Source organism: Rhodococcus sp. BP-316 (genome assembly GCF_019836105.1).
In the GTDB taxonomy this organism is placed as follows: domain Bacteria; phylum Actinomycetota; class Actinomycetes; order Mycobacteriales; family Mycobacteriaceae; genus Rhodococcoides.
The window spans coordinates 281,126-300,155 of sequence record NZ_JABUEE010000002.1 but is presented as its reverse complement, the minus strand read 5'-3'; the positions used below and the strand labels follow the sequence as shown (position 1 = coordinate 300,155).

At 70.0% G+C, this 19,030-nt stretch carries 17 protein-coding genes; 7 read left to right on the top strand and 10 right to left on the bottom strand.

Annotated elements, in window-relative coordinates:
- Positions 1-133: 133 nt before the first annotated feature.
- The 3 genes from HQ312_RS04755 to HQ312_RS04745 are packed head-to-tail and all read right to left on the bottom strand — an operon-like array spanning position 134 to position 2,416.
- Positions 134-451, bottom strand: coding sequence for a DUF6802 family protein (locus HQ312_RS04755; protein ID WP_051613439.1), 318 nt, complete (start codon positions 449-451; stop codon positions 134-136).
- Between the two features lies 1 nt (position 452).
- A complete protein-coding gene (locus HQ312_RS04750) occupies positions 453-1,832 on the bottom strand; it encodes a hypothetical protein (protein WP_222637964.1) in 1,380 nt (459 codons plus the stop codon).
- The gene (locus HQ312_RS04745) at positions 1,829-2,416 is read right to left on the bottom strand and encodes a hypothetical protein (protein WP_222637963.1); all 588 of its coding nucleotides are present in this window, start codon (positions 2,414-2,416) and stop codon (positions 1,829-1,831) included. The genes HQ312_RS04750 and HQ312_RS04745 overlap by 4 nt, the downstream gene beginning before the upstream one ends.
- Positions 2,417-2,548: 132 nt before the next feature.
- On the opposite strand from HQ312_RS04745, the gene trmB reads away from it, so the two are divergent.
- From trmB to HQ312_RS04730, 3 genes are read left to right on the top strand one after another with little or no spacing between them, the layout of a single operon-like run.
- A complete protein-coding gene (trmB, locus tag HQ312_RS04740; protein WP_261782038.1) occupies positions 2,549-3,385 on the top strand; it encodes a tRNA (guanosine(46)-N7)-methyltransferase TrmB in 837 nt (278 codons plus the stop codon).
- Entirely contained in the window at positions 3,382-4,074 is a 693-nt protein-coding gene (locus tag HQ312_RS04735; protein ID WP_027506176.1) for an NYN domain-containing protein, read from the top strand. Before trmB ends, HQ312_RS04735 begins: the two co-directional genes overlap by 4 nt.
- A gap of 57 nt (positions 4,075-4,131) precedes the next feature.
- Positions 4,132-7,161, top strand: coding sequence for an MMPL family transporter (locus HQ312_RS04730; protein WP_261782080.1), 3,030 nt, complete (start codon positions 4,132-4,134; stop codon positions 7,159-7,161).
- On the opposite strand, the gene HQ312_RS04725 is transcribed toward HQ312_RS04730, so the two are convergent.
- From HQ312_RS04725 to HQ312_RS04705, 5 genes are all read right to left on the bottom strand, one after another.
- Positions 7,121-8,950: a DUF2339 domain-containing protein gene (locus HQ312_RS04725; RefSeq protein ID WP_222637961.1), complete on the bottom strand. Its 1,830-nt coding sequence runs from the start codon at positions 8,948-8,950 to the stop codon at positions 7,121-7,123. The genes HQ312_RS04730 and HQ312_RS04725 overlap by 41 nt on opposite strands.
- Before the next feature lie 88 nt (positions 8,951-9,038).
- Positions 9,039-9,695 (bottom strand): DUF1707 domain-containing protein, encoded by a 657-nt coding sequence (locus HQ312_RS04720; protein WP_222637960.1) that lies wholly within the window; start codon positions 9,693-9,695, stop codon positions 9,039-9,041.
- A gap of 28 nt (positions 9,696-9,723) precedes the next feature.
- Complete coding sequence (locus HQ312_RS04715) at positions 9,724-10,398, bottom strand: response regulator transcription factor (protein ID WP_027506351.1); 675 nt, start codon at positions 10,396-10,398, stop codon at positions 9,724-9,726.
- Entirely contained in the window at positions 10,356-11,513 is a 1,158-nt protein-coding gene (gene macS / locus HQ312_RS04710; RefSeq protein WP_222637959.1) for a MacS family sensor histidine kinase, read from the bottom strand. The genes HQ312_RS04715 and macS overlap by 43 nt, the downstream gene beginning before the upstream one ends.
- On the bottom strand, positions 11,485-12,663 hold the full coding sequence (locus HQ312_RS04705; protein WP_308123797.1) for an AI-2E family transporter: 1,179 nt from the start codon (positions 12,661-12,663) through the stop codon (positions 11,485-11,487). Before HQ312_RS04705 ends, macS begins: the two co-directional genes overlap by 29 nt.
- A 103-nt stretch (positions 12,664-12,766) precedes the next feature.
- Between HQ312_RS04705 and HQ312_RS04700 the strand changes: the two genes are divergently transcribed.
- The 4 genes from HQ312_RS04700 to HQ312_RS04685 all read left to right on the top strand — a co-directional run bounded on the left by HQ312_RS04700 (position 12,767) and on the right by HQ312_RS04685 (position 16,492).
- Positions 12,767-14,215: an adenylate/guanylate cyclase domain-containing protein gene (locus HQ312_RS04700; protein ID WP_037186160.1), complete on the top strand. Its 1,449-nt coding sequence runs from the start codon at positions 12,767-12,769 to the stop codon at positions 14,213-14,215.
- Positions 14,216-14,245: 30 nt separating this feature from the next.
- The gene (locus HQ312_RS04695; protein ID WP_051613437.1) at positions 14,246-15,391 is read left to right on the top strand and encodes a YbhN family protein; all 1,146 of its coding nucleotides are present in this window, start codon (positions 14,246-14,248) and stop codon (positions 15,389-15,391) included.
- A 63-nt stretch (positions 15,392-15,454) separates the two neighbouring features.
- Positions 15,455-16,006, top strand: coding sequence for a YceI family protein (locus HQ312_RS04690; RefSeq protein WP_027506170.1), 552 nt, complete (start codon positions 15,455-15,457; stop codon positions 16,004-16,006).
- An 87-nt stretch (positions 16,007-16,093) separates the two neighbouring features.
- On the top strand, positions 16,094-16,492 hold the full coding sequence (locus HQ312_RS04685; RefSeq protein ID WP_222637958.1) for a DUF3054 domain-containing protein: 399 nt from the start codon (positions 16,094-16,096) through the stop codon (positions 16,490-16,492).
- A 13-nt stretch (positions 16,493-16,505) separates the two neighbouring features.
- On the opposite strand, the gene HQ312_RS04680 is transcribed toward HQ312_RS04685, so the two are convergent.
- Positions 16,506-17,243: a sulfite exporter TauE/SafE family protein gene (locus tag HQ312_RS04680; RefSeq protein ID WP_222637957.1), complete on the bottom strand. Its 738-nt coding sequence runs from the start codon at positions 17,241-17,243 to the stop codon at positions 16,506-16,508.
- A gap of 25 nt (positions 17,244-17,268) precedes the next feature.
- Positions 17,269-18,909 carry a penicillin-binding protein gene (locus HQ312_RS04675; protein ID WP_222637956.1) on the bottom strand — a complete coding sequence of 547 codons (1,641 nt, stop codon included), beginning with the start codon at positions 18,907-18,909 and terminating at the stop codon, positions 17,269-17,271.
- Positions 18,910-19,030: the final 121 nt, after the last annotated feature.

Here is a 19,030-nt window from a genome sequence, read left to right as displayed (position 1 = left end):
GAGTGTCCTGGACCTAGAGGTTAACGCTGTGAAGAACGGCCAGGGCACTCGGGGCATGTCCGTTCCGTCACAAAACCGATTCAGTGACCTGGCCGTAAAGCGCACTATGTCAGGACATTTGGTGTCTATCGCGTCACAGCGAGCCGCGCTCGGACGCACGCCAGACGGCGTCGGGACCGTCCGCGAGGTCGGTGGAGGACACCCACACGGTGTAGTCGCCGTCGGCCTCGAAGACCGTCGCACGGTCGACGTCGCCGTCACCGTCGAGATCGCTGAGAACCGTCATCTCCGTCGCACTCCGATGGAATGCCGACGCGTGGACGTCGGACAGACCTCCGTGCAACACCGCCGTGTCGGCGGTGCCGTCCCCGTCGAGATCGAGGGCGGGGTCGAACCCGTCGTCCGCGACACCCGGCCCGTCCGGGTCGAACGATCCCGACCACTCGGCCATCTCAGTCCCCCGTGTTCCTCGCTGTCGTTCCCACCTCGTGCTTGGACGCATCCAGCGAAGAGACGGTTCCCCGCCGCCCGAAAGTGAGGGCGACGCGGTCCAGCACGTCGAGATCCCGTTGATAGGCGGCCGCCCGCGAGGCAGCTCTGGACGTGATGTCTCGGATCTCGCCGTCGATCTCCGCGATCAGCGCGTTCCGCCGGGCGGAGGCGTCTCTGACCTGCGCCGACAGTCTCGCGGTCAGCCACGAGTCGGCGATCACGAGACGGGACGCGGTGTCCCGTTCCCAGCCGGAGGCGGCATCGGCCACCACGTCCGCAGCCCATCGGCGCAGGCGCGCGCGGCGCGTCGAGAGCAGCCTCGTCCGCACCACCGCGGCGGCCATCATCGCGGCGCAGAGCACGGTCACGAACCCGGCCGACGCGCCGCCGAGGGAGGCCGCCCACACCGCCACCCGCCCCACGCCGGCACCCGCCGAGGCACCGACGACACCCGCCACCACCTCGTCGACTCCCCACCCGGCCGACGGGGGCGGTTGGTGGGTCGTCGATGCGCGTTCGACCGGGGGTGCGGAGTCCACGGCGCCGACCGCGGTCAGCGCGGTGGTCACCTCGTCCGCGAGCCGACCCGTCGCCGCATCGATCTCCGCGGCGACCACGGACGGAAGGCGTCGGAGGTCGGCGAAGTTCGCGTCCCCGACGGCGGCGGCGACCCGCGCGCCCGTCTCCCGCCGATGCACGCCGACCCGGTGGGCGAGATCGAGGCGCAGCTCGGCCGTCGACCGCCGGAGGAGCAGTCCGTCGTCCGTCGCGATCGACGCGGCCCGGCGCCGGCGTTCCCGCGCGTCGGCGAGGTCCGCGCTGCCCGTGTCGCGTCGGGCCGCCGCTGTCAGTGCCGTGCGGGCCTCGGCCAGCGTACGGTCCACCGCCGTCCGCTCCGCCTCTGCCGGGTCCACCCGGTCCGCTGCCCGAGCGAGCGCGTCCACGATTGCATCGTCGTCGGGACCGCACACCACCACCGCGTCGGCGCGCGGGACCGACGCCGCCCATCGGGCGAGGACGCGCCGCGCGTCGTCCGGTTCGGCGGCGATCCGGAGCACCACCGGAAGATCGGCCGGGATCGACCGCGCCGCCCGGACGAGGGCACCGCCCGGCGGCAGGGCGGGATCCACCAGGACGAGTACGGCCGAGGCCGCGCAGACGGGACGGACGGACCATCCCGCGGAGGTCACCACCGCACCGACCGCCTCCTGGTCGAGACCCGGTGCCGCCAGAACGGCGACGGTGCGCGCCGGTGCGGGTCCTCGCCCCAGCCGACTCAGGGAGTCGGGACTCCACGTCCGCACCACTCGGGCCGAGTCGGCGGGCAGGTCGAGACTCACGCGCGTGCACCGCTCCGGACGTGAGCCACCTCGGGGGCGCGCAGGAACGTCTCGATCGACGACCTTCCGAGCGCACTCCGAGCGGCCACCGTCTCGACCGCGGCGAGCAGGGCGATGTCGCGGCACCTCGCCGCGCGCGACACCGCCGTCGCCCAGGCACGGGTGAGCGTGTCGACGTCGTCCACGCCGATCACGGGCATCCCGGCCGGCAGCACCGCGGCGACGGCGTCCGCGTCGATCGGGAGGTCGGTGCGCCCAAGGACGACGAGGGTGTCACCGCTCGACCGTGCCGCCACCACCTCGAGGTCCGCGGCGCTCAGTGTCCGAGCGACGACGAGCGCGAGAACGTCGTGGTCCAGGACGGGAGGAGGAAGGTCGGGGGCGTCCACCCCGTGCACCTCCGCCGCCTCGGGAAGGACCAGCGCCGTGACGACGCGGGACTTGCCCGCACCGGGGCGTCCCGCGACGGCGAGACGCACCGGGGATCGCCATCGCCCGATCACCGCCCGCAGAGCGGCGTCGTCGACGCTGCGTTCCAGCTCGGTCACCGCGCGGTGCAGCGCGCTCGACTCGGTCCCCGGCATCCGTGATCCCCCGATTCTGCAGATGCGACGGGGCGATTCTCACACGCCGATCCCGGTGTCGGTAGGCCAGAGTCTCGACCTGAAGTCGAGACCCTGCTGTCACGAAATGCGTCCATGGGAGACAATGACAGGATGACCGACCCCCGTGCCGTGGACGCAGCGCCCGAGAACGGCCTGTCCGACGGTGCCGACGAGAGCCGGTCCGGCGGTTCCCGGCTGTATCCCCGGGTGACCAGTTTCCGGTCCCGACGCGGCGCGCTCACCGAACCGCAGCAGGCCTCGTGGGACCGGATGTGGCCCGGCATCGGCCGCGAGGTGGCCGACGAGCCGCTCGACGCCGCGTCGTGGTTCGGCCGGACCGCCCCGGTGGTTCTCGAGATCGGCTCCGGGACCGGCACCGCCGCGCTCGCGATGGCGGCCGCCGAACCGCACGTGAACCTCGTCGCCGTCGAGGTCTACCGACCGGGAATCGCGCAGACGGTCCAGGGGATCGAGCGAGAAGGTCTCTCCAACCTGCGCATTCTGCGGGGCGACGCTGCCGACGTGCTAGAGAACATGGTTGCTCCCGGTTCGCTCGCCGGCGTCCGAGTCTTCTTCCCCGACCCCTGGCCCAAGGCCCGGCACCACAAGCGCCGACTGCTGAAGGCCGCCACATTCGCCCTGGTGGCGGACCGTCTCGAGCCCGGCGGCATTCTCCACGTCGCCACCGACCACGCCGACTACGCGGAGTGGATCGAGGAGGTCGGTGACGCGGAGCCCACTCTGACGCGGCTGCCGTTCGATGCCGAACGACGTACCGTCGAGGGGTCCTCCCTGTCCGTCGACCGTCCGGTGACGAAGTTCGAGGGCAAGGCCCAGCAGGTCGGCAGGCCGACGAGCGAGTTCGTCTGGGGCAGGCCATCCACCGGAGCGACCGACGTCGCTGCGGCGACGATCACGCGACGAGAGAGCGAGAACCCACTCCGATGAGCGTGGACGAACAGAACACGGACACGGCCGTGCTCGACGGCGCCGGTGATTCTCGCCATACCAAGAAGGTCCTGCTCGTCTGGGATGCGCCCAATCTGGACATGGGCCTCGGCGCCATCCTGGGCGGACGACCCACCGCCGCCTACCGCCCGCGCTTCGATGCGCTGGGCCGATGGCTGCTCGGCCGCACCGCCCAGCTCTCCGCGCACCAGACCGCGAGCCTCGAACCCGAGGCCACCGTCTTCACGAACATCGCCCAGGGCAGCGCCGACGTCGTTCGTCCCTGGGTCGAGGCCTTGCGTAACGTGGGCTTCGCGGTCTTCGCCAAGCCGAAGATCGACGAGGACAGCGACGTCGACTCCGACATGCTCGATCACATCGAGCTCCGCTCACGGGACCACGGTCTCGCGGGAGTGGTGGTCGCGTCCGCGGACGGCCAGGCCTTCCGGCTCCCACTCGAAGCCATCGCGGCAACGGGTGTGCCCGTTCAGATCCTCGGGTTCCGTGAACACGCCAGTTGGGCCGTCACGTCGGAGACTCTCGAGTTCCTGGATCTCGAGGACATCCCCGGTGTGTTCCGCGAACCACTGCCGCGGGTCAGCCTCGAGTCCCTTCCGGACGAGGGCGCCTGGCTGCAGCCGTTCCGTCCGCTGTCCGCCCTGCTCGTCGGGCGTCAAGGAGTGTCCTGAGTGTTTTCTCGCTGGGGAGATCTGGTTCACCGATCACGGTTCACCGTCATCGGTGTGATGGTCGCGTTCCTGCTGGGCCTCGCCGCGTACGGACTCAGCCTCAACGATCACCTGAGTCAGAGCGGCTGGGACGACCCGAACTCGGAGTCGGTGCACGCCGCCGTCACCGCGGACGGCACCTTCGGTCGCGACAGCACCGGCGACGTCGTCGCCCTCTACACCGCACCCGAGGGATCGACGGTCGACGACCCGGCGTTCCAGCAGACCGTCACCGCTGGTCAGGACGCCATGATGGCGGCGCACTCGGACAAGATCTCGAAGATCAACATCAACTACTTCCAGCAGCGGCTCCCCGCGCTGGCCTCGCCCGACAAGACGAAGGCGATCGCCACGTTCGCGATCGCCGGCGCGAACGACACGGAACTGACCAACAACTTCCGTGACGTGAAGGACGCGTTCGCCATCGACGGCGTCGACGTGCAGCTCGCCGGCCTCCAGCCCATCGCGAACGCGCTGAACGACACCATGGCCGGCGATATCAAGCGCATGGAGATCCTCGCCATCCCCGTGGTGGGCGTGCTCCTGTTCTTCGTGTTCGGCGGCGTCGTGGCTGCGGCGTTGCCACTGATCATCGGTGGTCTCACCGTGGTCGCGGCCAACGGCATGGTCCGGCTGTTCACCAATTTCGTCGAGGTCAACAGCTTCGTCGCGCCCGTCGTCTCGCTCATCGGTCTCGGGTTGGCCATCGACTACGCGCTGTTCATCGTCAGCCGGTTCCGAGAGGAACTGGCCGACGGCCGCACGACACAGCAGGCCGTGCAACGCTCCGTCATGACCGCGGGCCGCACGGTCGTCTTCTCGGCGACGATGATCGTCGCGAGCCTCGGCGGTCTGCTGCTCTTCCCGCAGGGCTTCCTCAAGTCCGTCGCGTTCGGTGCGATCGCCACCGTCGCTCTGGCGGCCCTGACCGCCATCACCATTCTCCCGGCGATCCTGTCGATCCTCGGCCCGCGCATCGACGCTCTCGGACTGAAGAGCATGCGCAAGACCAAGACGACCGAGGAGATCGAGTCCGGGCCGTGGGGCAAGCTCACGCGCTGGGTCATGCGGAACCCGCTCAAGGTGTGCGTGCCCATCGTTTTGGGCCTGCTGATCCTCACGCTGCCGGTCGGTGCCATCAAGTTCGGCGGCATCAACGAGACGTACCTGCCGCCGGACAACCCCACCCGTGTCGCCCAGAACGTGTTCGACGAGAACTTCCCGTCCTACCGCACCGAGCCGCTCAAGATCGTGCTCGAGAACGCGGAGGGTCCGCAGTTGGGCACGGTCCTGCGCGAGGCGTCCAACGCTCCCGGGCTCGTCGAACGGTTCTCCATCGAGCGCAACGAGAACGGTGTCGCCGTGCTCAAGGCGGGACTGGTCGACCGCAACGTGTCGTCGCCGGCCATCGACTACATCCGCTCCATCGACGTTCCCGACGGGGTGACCCTGTCGGTCGGCGGCACGCCCGCCATCGAGCAGGACTCGATCGCGGCGCTCGTGGACCGACTACCCCTCATGGCGACGCTCGTCGTGCTGGTAACGACGCTGCTGATGTTCCTCACGTTCGGGTCGCTGGTGCTCCCCCTCAAGGCCATCCTGATGACCACGCTGGGCCTCGGCGCGACGCTCGGCATCCTCACGTTCATCTTCGTCGACGGCAACGGCGCGGGTCTGCTGAACTTCACTCCCGGGCCGATCATGGCCCCGGTACTGGTGCTGATCATCGCGATCATCTTCGGGTTGTCGACGGACTACGAGGTGTTCCTGCTCTCCCGCATGGTGGAGGCACGAGCCCGCGGAGCCAGTACGACCGAGGCCATTCGCGTCGGTACCTCGCACACCGGTCGCATCATCACCGCGGCCGCACTGATCCTCATCGTCGTCACGGGCGCCTTCGCCTTCTCCGAGCTGGTGATGATGAAGTACATCGCCTACGGCATGATCGCCGCGCTCATCATCGACGCGACGTTGATCCGCATGTTCCTGGTCCCGGCGACGATGAAGCTGCTCGGCGACGACTGCTGGTGGGCGCCGCAGTGGATGAAGCGCATCCAGCAGAAGCTGGGGCTCGGCGAGCCGATCCTCGACGCCGAGATGATGCCCACCGATGTCCCCGAGCTCGTCGCGATCGGGTCCGCACCGCTCCCGGCGCGGACGCGGGAACCGCTCACCCAGCCGATTCCGCGGGTCATGCAGAGCGGCCCGTCGGCCGCTCGTGCAATGCCCGAGCGCGTCGCACCCGATCGTCCCCGGCCCGTCGCCCCGCGTCCGGCTCCCGAGCGCGTGCAGAAGCCCGCTGTGCAGGAACCCCCGGTGCAGCAGCCCGCCGCGCCGGAGCCCGTCGCACCGCGCGCCGTCGAACCCACGGCACCTCCCGTCGCACCCGCGCCCGCGCCCGCGGAGGAGATTCGGGTCGCCCGCCCGGCAGAGACCCGACCCGCCCGGGCCTCCGACGATCAGCAGAGTCGTCCGACGGCCGGTCCCGAGCCGACGTCGGCCGAGCCGGCACCGCGGAACGGCGCACCCGCCCCGCGCCCCATCGAGAGCTGGCTCGCCGAACTCCGCGCGCCGTCGGTCGCTCAGCGTTCGAACGGCTCGAACGGCTCGAACGGCTCGAACGGGCACGAGACCACGTCGTTCCGCTACGGCTCGGTCTCAGGCGACGGCATCGACGTCGATCGGCCCCGCAACGGCGACAGCAACGGGAACGGCCACTCCAACGGCAACGGGAACGGGAACGGCACCGGGAACGGTCACAGCAACGGGAACGGAGGGCCCCACGGGAACGGCTCGCGCACCAGCGCCGAGGTCGATTCCTGGATCGCCGGTCTGCGCATGCCCGAGCGCGAGGATCGGCCGGCACCCGAGCCCGAGACCCACAACCCCTCCACGCCCGAGGTCCCCGAGCCCGACGAGACACCGCCGACGACCACATCGGGTCGCCGGCGGGCTCGGGACGGGGACGACGAGTCGGGTGGTCGTCACCACGGTCAGTCCGGTGCCATCAGTGTGAGCGAGCTGCTGGCCCGCCAGCGTCGGCAGTGACGGCGCGGTCCGCGAACGACCTCGCGTAGCGGGTGCCGATACCGAGCAGCATCACTCCCACCACCAGGAACGCTGCGGCGCGGGGCAGTCCACCGAGTGCGCTGAGGTCGAACAGGAACAGCTTGGCGATGGCCGAGGCCGCGACGGTCAGACCTGCGGCGAGGACCGCGCGGGCACCGGTGGCGTCGGACAGACCACGCATCAGCAGTGCGACGGCGACGGTCATCCACACGATGGTCGCTGCGCCGTGGCCGACGACGAACCCGGTGCGGCCGCCGATCTCGATGCCGGTGATGATGCACACCGCCGTCGCACCGAAGAGGCCGGCGACTCCCGCCAGGCCGGCGGCGAGGGTTCGGAGCGTCGCGTCCTCGATGGTGCGCAGTGCCGCGAGCACTCCCGCCACAGCCATCGCGATCATGGCGACCGACGCGGGCACCGAGGCCCAGCCGGAGTCGAGCGCGCGAACGGGGCTGCTCAGCGAGTCGACCGAGGTGATCTGCGAGTGTGCGGTGGTTCCGAGGAGGGCGAAGAACGCGCCGGCCGCGGCCGACACACCCGAGCGGGTCCGGGCGCCGACGAGAAGCGCCGTGGTGGCGACCAGCAGCAGGGCGAGAATGCGGACCTGATCGGCCGTGCCCGTCACCAGCGCCGACGCCACCGCCACCGAAGCCGTCGCTGTGAGCACCAGACGAACCGTGGTGACCAGCTCGCGTCGAGCGACCAGGATCGCCACCAGGGCGAGCGCGACCGCAGCGTCGACGCCGCCGGCGACGGGGCGAGAGAACAGCGTCGCGGTGACGAGGACCGCGGCGGCGGTGGCCGCGATCGAGGCGAGCGACGCCGGGTCCACGGCGCGGTGGGCGAGGGTGGTCCACCAGGCGACGACAGAAGTGCCGAAGGACAGTCCCGCGACGACGAGCAGCGGCAGCAGATCGGCGGTCGGGACCGTCTCCACGTGGGCGAGCAGCCCGGCGAGCAGCACCGCTCCGACGACCGGGACGGTGCGGACGACGCGCAACCAGACCCACTGTTCGCGGACGTCGACCGGCGAGGCGGCGATCTGCACGACCACCAGGAATGCGAGGAGTGCCGGCGTGATGCCACCCGTGACGACGGGTGCCAGTGTCGCGATGCCGGCCACGACCATCACCGCGAGTGACTGCGACGACCAGCGCAGTGCGACCGCGACGCCGAGCGCGGCGACACCGAGTCCCACCACGAGCCCGACGACGGGATGCACCCACCCGTACAGCGCGGTGACGGCGGCGAGGTCGAGATACAGCCCGGCGAATCCCGTCGCGGCGAGTGCGACGGCGCCGACGCGGCCACCGGGTCGGGCGACCACACGGTGCGCGGCGGCGACGAGCGCTCCGGACAGCAGCGCACCCGCGGCGACACGAGGACCGGGCCCGAACCAGCCCGACTGCGCCGCGAGCACCACCAGCATCACGACACCGATGACGGTCACCGCAGCGCCCGCGGCGGCGAGCACACGACTGACGACACCGTCGCGTTGCCACCACGGGGTGGTGTCACGGGGAGGCGTGGGCATCGGGCGCGGGATCGGCCGTACCGGGTGAGTCGACACCGGAGGACTCTGCACCTGTGGCCTCGAGACGGGGTGCTGCTGCGGGGGCGCCTGGAGCGGGGCCTGCATCGGCGGACCGTCGAGCTGCTGTCGGAGGAGACCCAGGTCGTGGCCGACGCGGGCGAGATGCTGCTGCAGGGAGGCGACCTCACCGGACAGCACGTGCACGAGTCGCGGATCTATCGAGGGAGTGGTCATACCTCGATCGTGCTGGCCGGGGCGGACCGGGGGAACACGGGAAACTACTCGAGTCCGACGCCGTTCTACTCAGCCGAGGGTGCAGTTCCTACCCGAACATGCGCTTGATGGACGTCCCGAACGGGTGCTTGGCCGTGACGGATCCGAAGCGGATGCGTCCGCGCACGACGACGTGCAGTCCCCCTTCGACAGGCCGGCTGCGCACCTTGTTGGTCGCACTGCCGCCCATGGTGTCGACGCCGTCGAGATCCACCGACGCACCCTCGGGCACCACGACGGTGATGGTGCTGCAGTAGTCGTCCACGTCGATCCGCACCTCGCGCGAGGTCAGAACCGCGGAACTGAAGTCGAGGGTCACCGTGGCCATCTTCGACGCGACCCGGATGGCCGACGGCGCGGTCCAGGTACCGGAACGGGTGACCGTCGACATCGTGGCTCGGATGTCCACGGATGCACCGTCGGTGGCCGGGTGTCCGGGTGCCGACGTCAGCGCGTCGCTCGGGACCACGGCGAGCGGCCCGGCCTGCTGGGGTGGGCCGCCCTGCAGTGTCATGCCCGGCAGGTCGACCAGCACCGCGTTGAGCTCACCGCGCGTCTTGGCCGCCAGTACCGAGTCCATCCGCTCGGTGAACTCGCCGAGCGACAGCATCCCCTGTCCGACGGCGCGTTGGAGCAGGCCGCCCACGTGCTCTCGTTCGGCGTCGCTCACGCGCATGTTCCTGGGGTCGGTGCCGTCTCCGGTCATGGCGACCAGAGTAGTGAACACGACGCCGTCACTGCAGCCCCTGCTCGAGCGCCCACCGGGTGAGTTCGACACGATTCGCGAGGTGCAGCTTGCGTAGGGTCGCCTGCACGTGGTTCTCGACGGTGCGGTGACTGATACCGAGCCGAACGCCGATCTGCTTGGCGCTCAACCCTTTCGCGACCATGCGCAACACCTCCGTCTCGCGCTCGGTCAGCACGGGAGGCGGTTCCGCAGCCGTGGGGGCGGCTGCCATGCGCCGGTACTCCCCGAGCACCAGCCCGGCCAGTCCGGGCGTGAACACCGCATCGCCGCGACTCGTCGCCTGTACGGCGGACACCAGATCGTCGATGGAGGCGCTCTTCACGAGGTAGCCGGTCGCCCCAGCCTTGACCGCGCCGAGCACGTCGTCCCGTTCGGCGGACGCGGAGAGCACCAGTACCCGACTGTCGGGCGAGACCGCCAGCACCGACGCGGTGCCCTCGGCTCCGGTTCCGTCTCCGAGGTCCATGTCCATGACGACCACCTGCGGCGACGTCGCCCGCGCACGCGCGGTGGCCGAGCGGACTCCGTCGGCGGTGGCCACCACACGGAAGCCCCGCGCGTCGAGGTCCCGCGCCACTCCGTCACGCCACATCGGGTGGTCGTCGACGACCATCACCGTCACCGAGGCGTCGGCGCTGTCCGTGGCAGCGTCAGTTCCCATTCCGTTCCCTCTCCTGGCCTGCTGTCCACCCTCGCACGCCCACCGATGGCTGCCGTCCGGCCCACGATCGAGCCGGAGACGCCGAGCCGTCCCTCCGCACGCGCCTCGTCGAGACGGCCGGGTGCCATTCCTGCTCCGTCGTCGCGCACCGTCACCATCACCTCGTCCCCCAAGTCCTCCACCAGCACGAACACGTGGACGTCGGACCCGCCGTGTCGATGCGCGTTGTCGACGGCGGCGAGCGTCGCGGCCGCGAGCTCCGACGCGGCCGACGCCCGGAGAACGACGGCCTCGGACGGCGCCGAGACCACGGCGCGCGTGCCCACCGCAGCGCGCACCAGCGCGGCCAGGTCGGCAGTGCCGTCGGTACGCCCGGTGGCCGACCCGGACAGCAGGGCGCGGAGCGCAGCCTCCTGGCTGCCGGCGAGATCTGCCAATTCTGCTGCTGCGCCGCCGATCTCGTGGCCGCGACGACTGACCATGGCCAGCACCTGCAGCACACCGTCGTGCACCTCGCGGGCCAGGCGCTCGCGTTCCGCGGTCGCCGCGGCCAGGGCCACCGCCTCGTCCAGGCGGCTGCGCGCGAGGCGCGCCGTCCGCGCCGCGAGCCCCAGCGCCAGACCGACGGACAACAGCACGGGCCCGGTCGAGTCGCGCCACAACTCGCCGTCGACGGTGCCGCGCACCACGGCGATGGCGGCGGTCATCACCGCCGCCGAGGCGAGCCCCGCTCGGGGACCTCCCAGGACGGCGGCACCGATCACGGCGTTGGCCACCCAGATCGTCGTCGGGAGCACCTGGTGGTCCTGGCGCCATGCCGGACTCGCCACCACCAGCGTGCTGCAGATCAATGCCGGCGTCACCACCTGGTCGGCGACGACGACGGGGCGCCGCGCGGGCGTCGTCAAGGTCGCGACGGCCGCGATTCCGGACCAGATGACGGTGACGACGACGAACAGCCAGCTCAGGCGCGGTGCGTCGTACCGGTCCTGGACGACCAACTGGAACCCGACCACGTACAGGACGGTGACCAGTCGGAACGCTGCCGCGGCGCGCCACAGCGGTGCCTCCGCGACACCGGCGGCGTCAACTCGCGGGACCGTCGACCTCGCCACGGCTCAGCTTCTGGTTCTCGGGGTGCGGACTGTTCGGCGCGGCCGGGAACATCGGTTCCGACGGATCCGCGTCGGCGATCTCCTCGTACGCCTCCTCGGGATCGTCGGCGAGCAGTGAGCGGATCGCGGTGTTGGCCATCGCGACGAGCGGCACCGAGAGCAGGCCACCGATGATGCCCGCCATGACGATGCCGGTGGCGATGGCGAGCACCACGGCCAGGGGATGCACACGGACTGCGCGACCGAGCAGGAGTGGTTGCAGCACATGGCCTTCGACCTGCATCACGGCAATGACGATCGCGAGTGCGATGAGCGCCGTGATGAATCCCTTGGTCACCAGGGCGACGAGCACCGCGACGAAGCCGGTGAGCACCGCACCCACGATGGGAATGAACGCTCCGATGAACACCAGTGACGCCAGCGGAAGAGCCAGCGGGACACCGAGGATCGCCAGTCCCGTGCCGATACCGATGGCGTCCACGGCGGCGACCGCGACGGTGGCGCGCACGTACCCCACCAGCGAGCCGAACGCCTGGCTGCCTGCCAACCGGACGCGGCGGCGCGCCCGCGTCGGGACGATCCGGGACACGAAGTCCCAGATCTGCTGTCCGCCGTAGAGGAAGAAGATGAGGGTGAAGAGCACGAGCAGAGCCCCGGTGAGCATCTCGCCGATCACCGCGGCGGTGGTCAACGCGCCACTGGTGAGGGCTTCCTGATTCGACTGCACCGACCGGACCACCGAGTCGCCGGCACTGCGGATCTGGTCCTCGCTGAAGTGCAGGGGCCCCTGCGTCAGCCAGTCCTGGATCTGGGTGACGCTGCCGGTGAACTGATCCGTGAGGGCGGGGACGCCCTCGATGAACTGCTCGACGACGAACGTCAGGATGCCCACCAGCAGCCCGAGACTGCCGAGGATCGAGACGATGACCGCGACGACGCGCGGGATGCCGCGCCGCTGCATCCAGTCGACGAGCGGGGAGAGCAGCGCCGACGCCAGCAGGGCGAGTGCCACCGGGACGACGACGCTCTCGAGCCGGTGCACGATCATGCCGATCACCACGAGACCGGCGAACAACACCAACAGACGCCACGTCCACGCAGCGCCGACACGTACCACAGGGTGTACCGACTCCGCCGGATCGTCCGTCACCGAGGAAGCCTAACCGAGCACCCGGTAAGTTGACCTCGTGCTGACGCTTCTACGTGCGGTCTCGTTGACCCTGAGAAGTCGCTGGCCGCTGTACCTCGCGTCGATGCTCCTGGCCAATCTGCTCGGCGCGATCCTGGTGTTCGCCTTCGTCCGGTACGGGCTGCCCATTCCCGAGAACGAGTCGATCGTCGTCGATCGGGTGCGCAATGTCTTCATCTTCGGGGCGTACCTGCTCTTCGCGGCCGTCGTCAGCCTCGCGACCGCCGCCGTCATGCTGCGCAGTGTCATGCGGTGGCAGATCCGCGGTGGACCGCCCAGCCGATCGGAGCAGATGGCCGCCCTGCACGCACCGCTGCGCCAGGCCATCGTGCACCTGGTGCTCTGGATCGTGGGCGGCGTCATCTTCATGCTGCTCACCGCGTCGGAGATGCCGTCGCTCGCGGTGGCCGTCGCGGTGACGGTCGCCATGTCCGCGGCGATCACCTTCGGCTTCACCTACATGCTGGGCGAACGCATCCTCCGGCCCGTCGCCGCGCAGGCGCTCAGCGAGGGCAGTTTCGACCGCACGATGACGCCCGGTGTGGGTACACGCATGGCGATGACGTGGGGCCTGGGCACACTGATCCCCGTCGTCGGCATCCTGCTGCTGTGCGCGACCCAGCTGACCACCGACCTGGTCTTCTCCCCCGACTCGCTGGCCATCGCCATCAGCCTGCTCTGCGTGCTGGCGATCATCCAGGCGTTCTGTCTGTCGATGCTCACCGCCAGCCAGATCTCCGATCCCATCCGTCAGCTGCGCCGCGCCATCGAGAAGGTGCAGGAGGGCCACACCGAGGTCCAGGTCGAGGTGTTCGACGGCAGTGAGATCGGCCGTCTGCAGGTCGGCTTCAACCGGATGATGGCCGACGCGTCGGAGCGTGCAGTCCTGCGCGAGCTGTTCGGGCAGCACGTCGGTGAGGACGTCGCGCGGCGCGCCCTCAAGTTCGGCACCGAGCTCGGCGGCGAGACCCGATTCGTCGCGGTGCTGTTCGTCGACATGGTCGGCTCGACGGCCGCCGCCTCCGAACGTCCGCCCGGCGAGGTCGTCGACCTGCTCAACGACTTCTTCCGCGTCGTCGTCGACGTGGTCGACCGGCACCACGGCTTCGTCAACAAGTTCGTGGGCGACGCGGCGCTGGCCATCTTCGGCGCGCCCCTGGATCGCCCGGACGCACCCACCGCGGCACTGTCCGCAGCGCGGGAACTGCGCAGCGAGCTCACCGAGATCGCCGGACTCGACATCGGCATCGGCGTGTCGGCCGGACTGGCGGTGGCGGGAAACATCGGCGCCAAGGAACGCTTCGAGTACACCGTCATCGGTGATCCGGTGAACGAGGCGTCGCGCCTGACGGAACTCGCGAAGTTCACTCCCAGTCGGGTTCTCGCGTCGACGTCGGCACTGTACTTCGCCGACGAGGACGAGCAGTCCGAGTGGGAACTGGGCGAGAAGGTGCAGCTGCGCGGACGGCGGCGCGCGACGCACCTGGCCTCCCCGGTCGACTATCCGCGCTGATCGTCGGCACCGTTCGTTACTCTCGGTGCCGTGGTAGTTCCGGAGCAGGGCCGATCCGCTGGGTCGCCCCGCGCCGGTGGCAGATGGCGATGGCTGCGCTGGGTGGCCGCGGTCGCCCTCGTGGCGTTGCTGGTCGGTGAGGGTGTCTACCTGTGGCCGCGCCTGCACGAGTCGTGGCGCGCCCTCACCGAGATCCACTGGGGATGGGCCGCGGCCTGCGTCGTGATGCAAGCGATCTCGCTGTCCGCGTTCGCGCGTGTCCAGAAGCAGTTGCTGCGCGCGGGCGGAGTCCGCGTATCGCAGCGACGCTCGCTCTCCGTCATCTACGGCAGCACCGCCATGGCGCTGACACTGCCGGCCGGCCAGGTCTTCTCCACCGCGTTCACATACCGCGAGACACGCCGCTGGGGCGCGAGCCCGGTGGTCGCGTCGTGGCAGCTCGCCATCTCCGGCGTCATCGCCGCGCTCGGGCTGGCTGTCCTGGGCGTGACGGGAGCCTTCCTCGTCGGCGGCAGCGCCAACACCCTCGCACTGATCGTCCCCGTCGCCGGCGTGATCGCCCTCATCGCCGGCGTGCGCTACGTCCGCTCCCACCCCCAGTCGATCGTGGGCATCGGCCGGTGGGGGCTGTCGAAGTACAACTCGCTGCGCAACAACGATCCCGACACGGGCATGGCCCGGCTGGACGAGATCGTCGAGCAGGTGAAGTCGGTACGCCTCGGTGCCCGCGACGGCACGGTGTCGCTCGGCTTCTCCGCGGTGCACCGCCTCGCGGACGTCGCGTGCCTCGGGTTCGCCTGCTACGCCATCGGCGCGGATCCGAAGATCTACGGGCTCCTCATCGCCTTCTCGGCCAGCAAGACGGTGGGATCCATCCCCGGTGCGCCCGGTGGTCTGGTCATCGTGGACGCCACTCTCATCGCGACCCTCACCACCGCGGCCAGCATCAGCGCGTCACAAGCGGTCGCGTCCGCACTGGTGTATCGCCTGGTCAGCTTCATCCTGGTGGCGCTCGTCGGCTGGGTCGTCTTCCTGATCCTGTTCCGCAAGCACCAGCACGAGGACCTGCACTTCGATCTCGCCGTCGAGCAGCGCGAGCGGACGGAACTTCGGGAGCGGACGGAACAGCCGTCGGCCACCCATCCGCTCGGCAAGGATTCTCCTCCGCGGGAATAGATGCGGACCGCGGTCCGGTTGTGTACTGTGAGGCTTGAACCTTCAACCACACAGGAGTTCGTCATGACTGCAGCAGTGTCCGTCCCCCAGCTCACCGCCGGCACGTGGGCCATCGATGCCACCCACTCGACCGTCGGGTTCACCGTCCGCCACCTGATGGTGAGCAAGGTCCGTGGCCGTTTCCAGACCTTCACCGGCACCATCACGGTCGACGAGAACGGCGCGCCCACCATCGACGCCGAGATCGACGTCGCCTCCATCACCACCGACAACGCGCAGCGCGACGGCCACCTCAAGACCGCCGACTTCTTCGAGGTCGAGAAGTTCCCCACTGCCACCTTCCGGTCCACCTCGGTCAAGGCCAAGGGCGACGACTTCGTGCTCACCGGTGATTTCACGCTGCACGGCGTGACCAAGTCCATCGATCTGAACGTCGAGTTCAACGGTGTCAACGCCGGCATGGGCAACGGACCGGTCGCCGGCTTCGAGGCCACCACCACGATCAACCGCAAGGACTTCGGCATCAGCATCGACATGCCCCTCGAGGGTGGCGGCGCCGTCGTCGGCGACAAGATCGGCCTGCTGCTCGAGATCGAGGCCGGCCACCAGGCCTGATCTCCTCCCGGAAAGACCCGCTCGACGCCCGCACAGCCGGCGCCGGTGCGGGTCTTTCCGCGTCTCGGCGCCTCGTAGTCTGGTGGCATGCCCGCGCGCACCCGCACTCCCGCCCTGTCGGCCCTCGCAGTGCCGGCGGTGATCGACGTCGTTCTCGTCCTCGTCTTCAGCGCCATCGGCCGAGGCAGCCACGAGGAGGGCGTGACCGTCGGGGGCACACTGTCGACGGCCTGGCCGTTCCTCGTCGGCCTCGCCGTGGGATGGGCGGTGACCTACGCGCTGTACCGCGAGAAGTTCGTCGCGGTGTCCCTGGTCCCCACCGGGGTGCTCGCGTGGATCGGCGCCGTCATCGTGGGCATGGTGCTGCGGCAGGTGTCCGGCGAGGGAACGGCCTTCAGCTTCATCGTGGTCGCGACGGTGACGCTGGCGGTGTTCCTGCTCGGGTGGCGTCTCGTCGCCCGCCTCCCGCAGCGTCGTCGCGCCTGACCCACACAGTTCCTCAGCCGAGCCACAGCCACGCTGCGAGGCCGAACCCGCACAGCGCCACGGCGATCCGGAGCAGATTCGGCGGAAGGTGTCTCACGATGCGCGGGCCGAGCGTTCCCCCGGCGATGGTGCCGATTCCCATCGCCAGTGCGGCGAGCCAGTTCACCTGGCCGGAGAACGCGAATATCACCGCGGCGACCAGGTTGGCCACGCCCAGCAGGTAGCTCTTGAGGAGCGTTGCGCGCCAGACGGGTTCGGCCGTGCAGATCAGCGTCAGGGCCATGAAGATGACGCCCGCACCCGCGCCGAAGTAGCCGCCGTAGATCGCGACGAGGAAGATCGCGCTCGGATACAGCACCGGGAACGTCCGGTTACCGGCGAGGACGCGGATCCGCGGCTGCAGCAGCATGGCGACGGATGCGAGAACGACCAGGATCGGCACGACCGCCTCGAACGTCTCCCCCGGCGCGCGCAGCAGGACGACGGCTCCCGCGATGCCGCCCAGCGCGGCCCACAGGGTGAGCCAGAGCAGCGAACGTCCGCTCTTGGCAAGCTCTTTGACCGACGACGCGGTGGCACCCACACCGGCCCCGACGAGCGCCACGGTGTTGGTCACGTTGGCCGCGACCGGTGGCAGCCCCACCGCCAGCAGCGCGGGGTACGACACGAGCGACGCCAGGCCGGTGATGTAGCCGATGACTCCGGCACCGAAGCCCGCCGCGATCAGCAGGACGAACTCGGTGACGGTCACGGGGTGAAACGTAGCAAGCCGGTGATCACTCCGACGGCGAGGCCATCTCGCGCATCAGCATGTTCGTCATGCGCGCCGCGGCATCGGTTCCGTCGGCGTCCTCGATGTAGACCGCGAAGGCCAGATCGCCCTTGGTGCCGAGGAACCAGCGATCGTCTCCGTTGTCCCCGGCGAGCCCGGTGACCGACGGATCGCTGACACCTTCGCTGCGGGCGTTGTCACGCAGTGTGTTCCGCAGCGAGGTCAGCACGGCCGGGGCGACGGGCGAGCCCGCACCGGACACCGTCGCCGGTGCGCCGCCGACGATCATCGGAGCCGGTGCCGATCCGCGAGCGACGGCCGCCGCCATCTCGGCGAGGCCGAAGGGTGTCACCGTCATGCCGGATACGGACGACGTCCGGCTGACACCGCGGAACTGGTCCACCGCCGACTGGCCGTCGGGGAGCGAGGCGGTGACGGCGTCGAGACCGGGGATGTCGAAGGAGGTACCCAAGCCGAACTGGCGTGCGGCGTCGGTGAATCCGATCTTCTGGCGATCGGCCGACGCCTGGATCACGTCCACGAGCGTCCCGGCGGGATAGAGGCCGGTGAACGCCGGCGCGCCCTCGTCGTTGGCGTAACTGTTCTGCGCGGTGGCGACGACGGCGCCGGTGGACGGCTTCATGACCACGATCGAGGCCGGGGTCCCGACGCTGACGGCGGCGGTCTCAGCAGCGAGCTGCACGGCCGGGTCGAGAGTGGACGTGATGTCGGGTGATCCCGGACCCTGGAAACCTGCCAGTCGGGTAATCTCGCCGTCGGTGTCCGCGACCTCGACAGCCCAGCCCGCGGTGGCGTCGCGGGAGTCCTGCCACACGGTCCGCAGCGAGTCCAGCACCGGCGACGTCAGCCGCCGGTCACCGGCGATGAGCTTGGGTTCCGCGTAGAGGACCACACCGGGGATCGCACGCAGGTCGTCCTCCAGCACGGCGTAGTCGTCGGCACGCAGGTTCACGGCGGTGATCACGGCACCGGGGTCCGCCGCGACGTCGGCCTGGAGCGACTCGGACGTGATCAGCGGCGCCACGACGTCGATGACGTCGGCGAGGCGGGACGTCGTGTCGGCCAGGTCGGAGGTCGCGGAGGGATCGAGCCGCACGGAGGCGACGTTCTGTTCCGCCATCATCACGGCGCCCGAGGCGTCGAGCACGCGCGGTGCGGGTGCATCGGTGCGGGCGTAGCGGACGGACCCACCGGCACGCAGTTCCGGGGCGAGGATCGACGGATCCCACGAGATGCGCCAGCCGACGCCGAGCTTGCGCGTCGACCCCTGGGTGGTGACGCGCCACTCGCGCGAGTCCTGGCCGCGGGGTTCGCCGAACGACCAGGTGGAGTCGACGGTGAAGAAGCCGGACTCGTCGTCCAGGCCGATGTACTGCGACATGCGGCTCGTCGAGACTCCGGGCCCCATCGAGTCGAACATGGCGCCGATCGTTTGGGCCGCGGCATTGGGGTAGGAGGTCAGCGCGGCGGCCGCGGCCACGTCACGTTGATCGAGGGCGGCGACGAACCGGTCCACCAGCACCGCCGCCTCACTGCGAGGCTTGTTCACCACGAACGAGGCGACAGTCGCGAGCGACACGAACACTGCGAGCAGCGCGACGACGTACCTGGAACGCAGAACCATGCCCCAATAATCACATGAGTCACACCAGTAACACAGCACGGTGAGCACTCGGACCGGTCACGATCCGGTCACCCCGTGCGCCTTGTGCGTATCCAGGGGTGCGCAAAAGGCGCACAGGGCC

What these genes read in the sequence shown, in the direction of transcription:
- HQ312_RS04755 (WP_051613439.1), bottom strand. Translation starts at nt 451, where the DNA reads ATGGCCGAGTGGTCGGGATCGTTCGACCCGGACGGGCCGGGTGTCGCG.
- HQ312_RS04745 (WP_222637963.1), bottom strand. Translation starts at nt 2,416, where the DNA reads ATGCCGGGGACCGAGTCGAGCGCGCTGCACCGCGCGGTGACCGAGCTG.
- trmB (WP_261782038.1), top strand. Translation starts at nt 2,549, where the DNA reads ATGACCGACCCCCGTGCCGTGGACGCAGCGCCCGAGAACGGCCTGTCC.
- HQ312_RS04735 (WP_027506176.1), top strand. Translation starts at nt 3,382, where the DNA reads ATGAGCGTGGACGAACAGAACACGGACACGGCCGTGCTCGACGGCGCC.
- HQ312_RS04730 (WP_261782080.1), top strand. Translation starts at nt 4,132, where the DNA reads ATGGTCGCGTTCCTGCTGGGCCTCGCCGCGTACGGACTCAGCCTCAAC.
- HQ312_RS04725 (WP_222637961.1), bottom strand. Translation starts at nt 8,950, where the DNA reads ATGACCACTCCCTCGATAGATCCGCGACTCGTGCACGTGCTGTCCGGT.
- HQ312_RS04720 (WP_222637960.1), bottom strand. Translation starts at nt 9,695, where the DNA reads ATGACCGGAGACGGCACCGACCCCAGGAACATGCGCGTGAGCGACGCC.
- HQ312_RS04715 (WP_027506351.1), bottom strand. Translation starts at nt 10,398, where the DNA reads ATGGGAACTGACGCTGCCACGGACAGCGCCGACGCCTCGGTGACGGTG.
- HQ312_RS04700 (WP_037186160.1), top strand. Translation starts at nt 12,767, where the DNA reads ATGCTCCTGGCCAATCTGCTCGGCGCGATCCTGGTGTTCGCCTTCGTC.
- HQ312_RS04690 (WP_027506170.1), top strand. Translation starts at nt 15,455, where the DNA reads ATGACTGCAGCAGTGTCCGTCCCCCAGCTCACCGCCGGCACGTGGGCC.
- HQ312_RS04685 (WP_222637958.1), top strand. Translation starts at nt 16,094, where the DNA reads ATGCCCGCGCGCACCCGCACTCCCGCCCTGTCGGCCCTCGCAGTGCCG.
- HQ312_RS04675 (WP_222637956.1), bottom strand. Translation starts at nt 18,909, where the DNA reads ATGGTTCTGCGTTCCAGGTACGTCGTCGCGCTGCTCGCAGTGTTCGTG.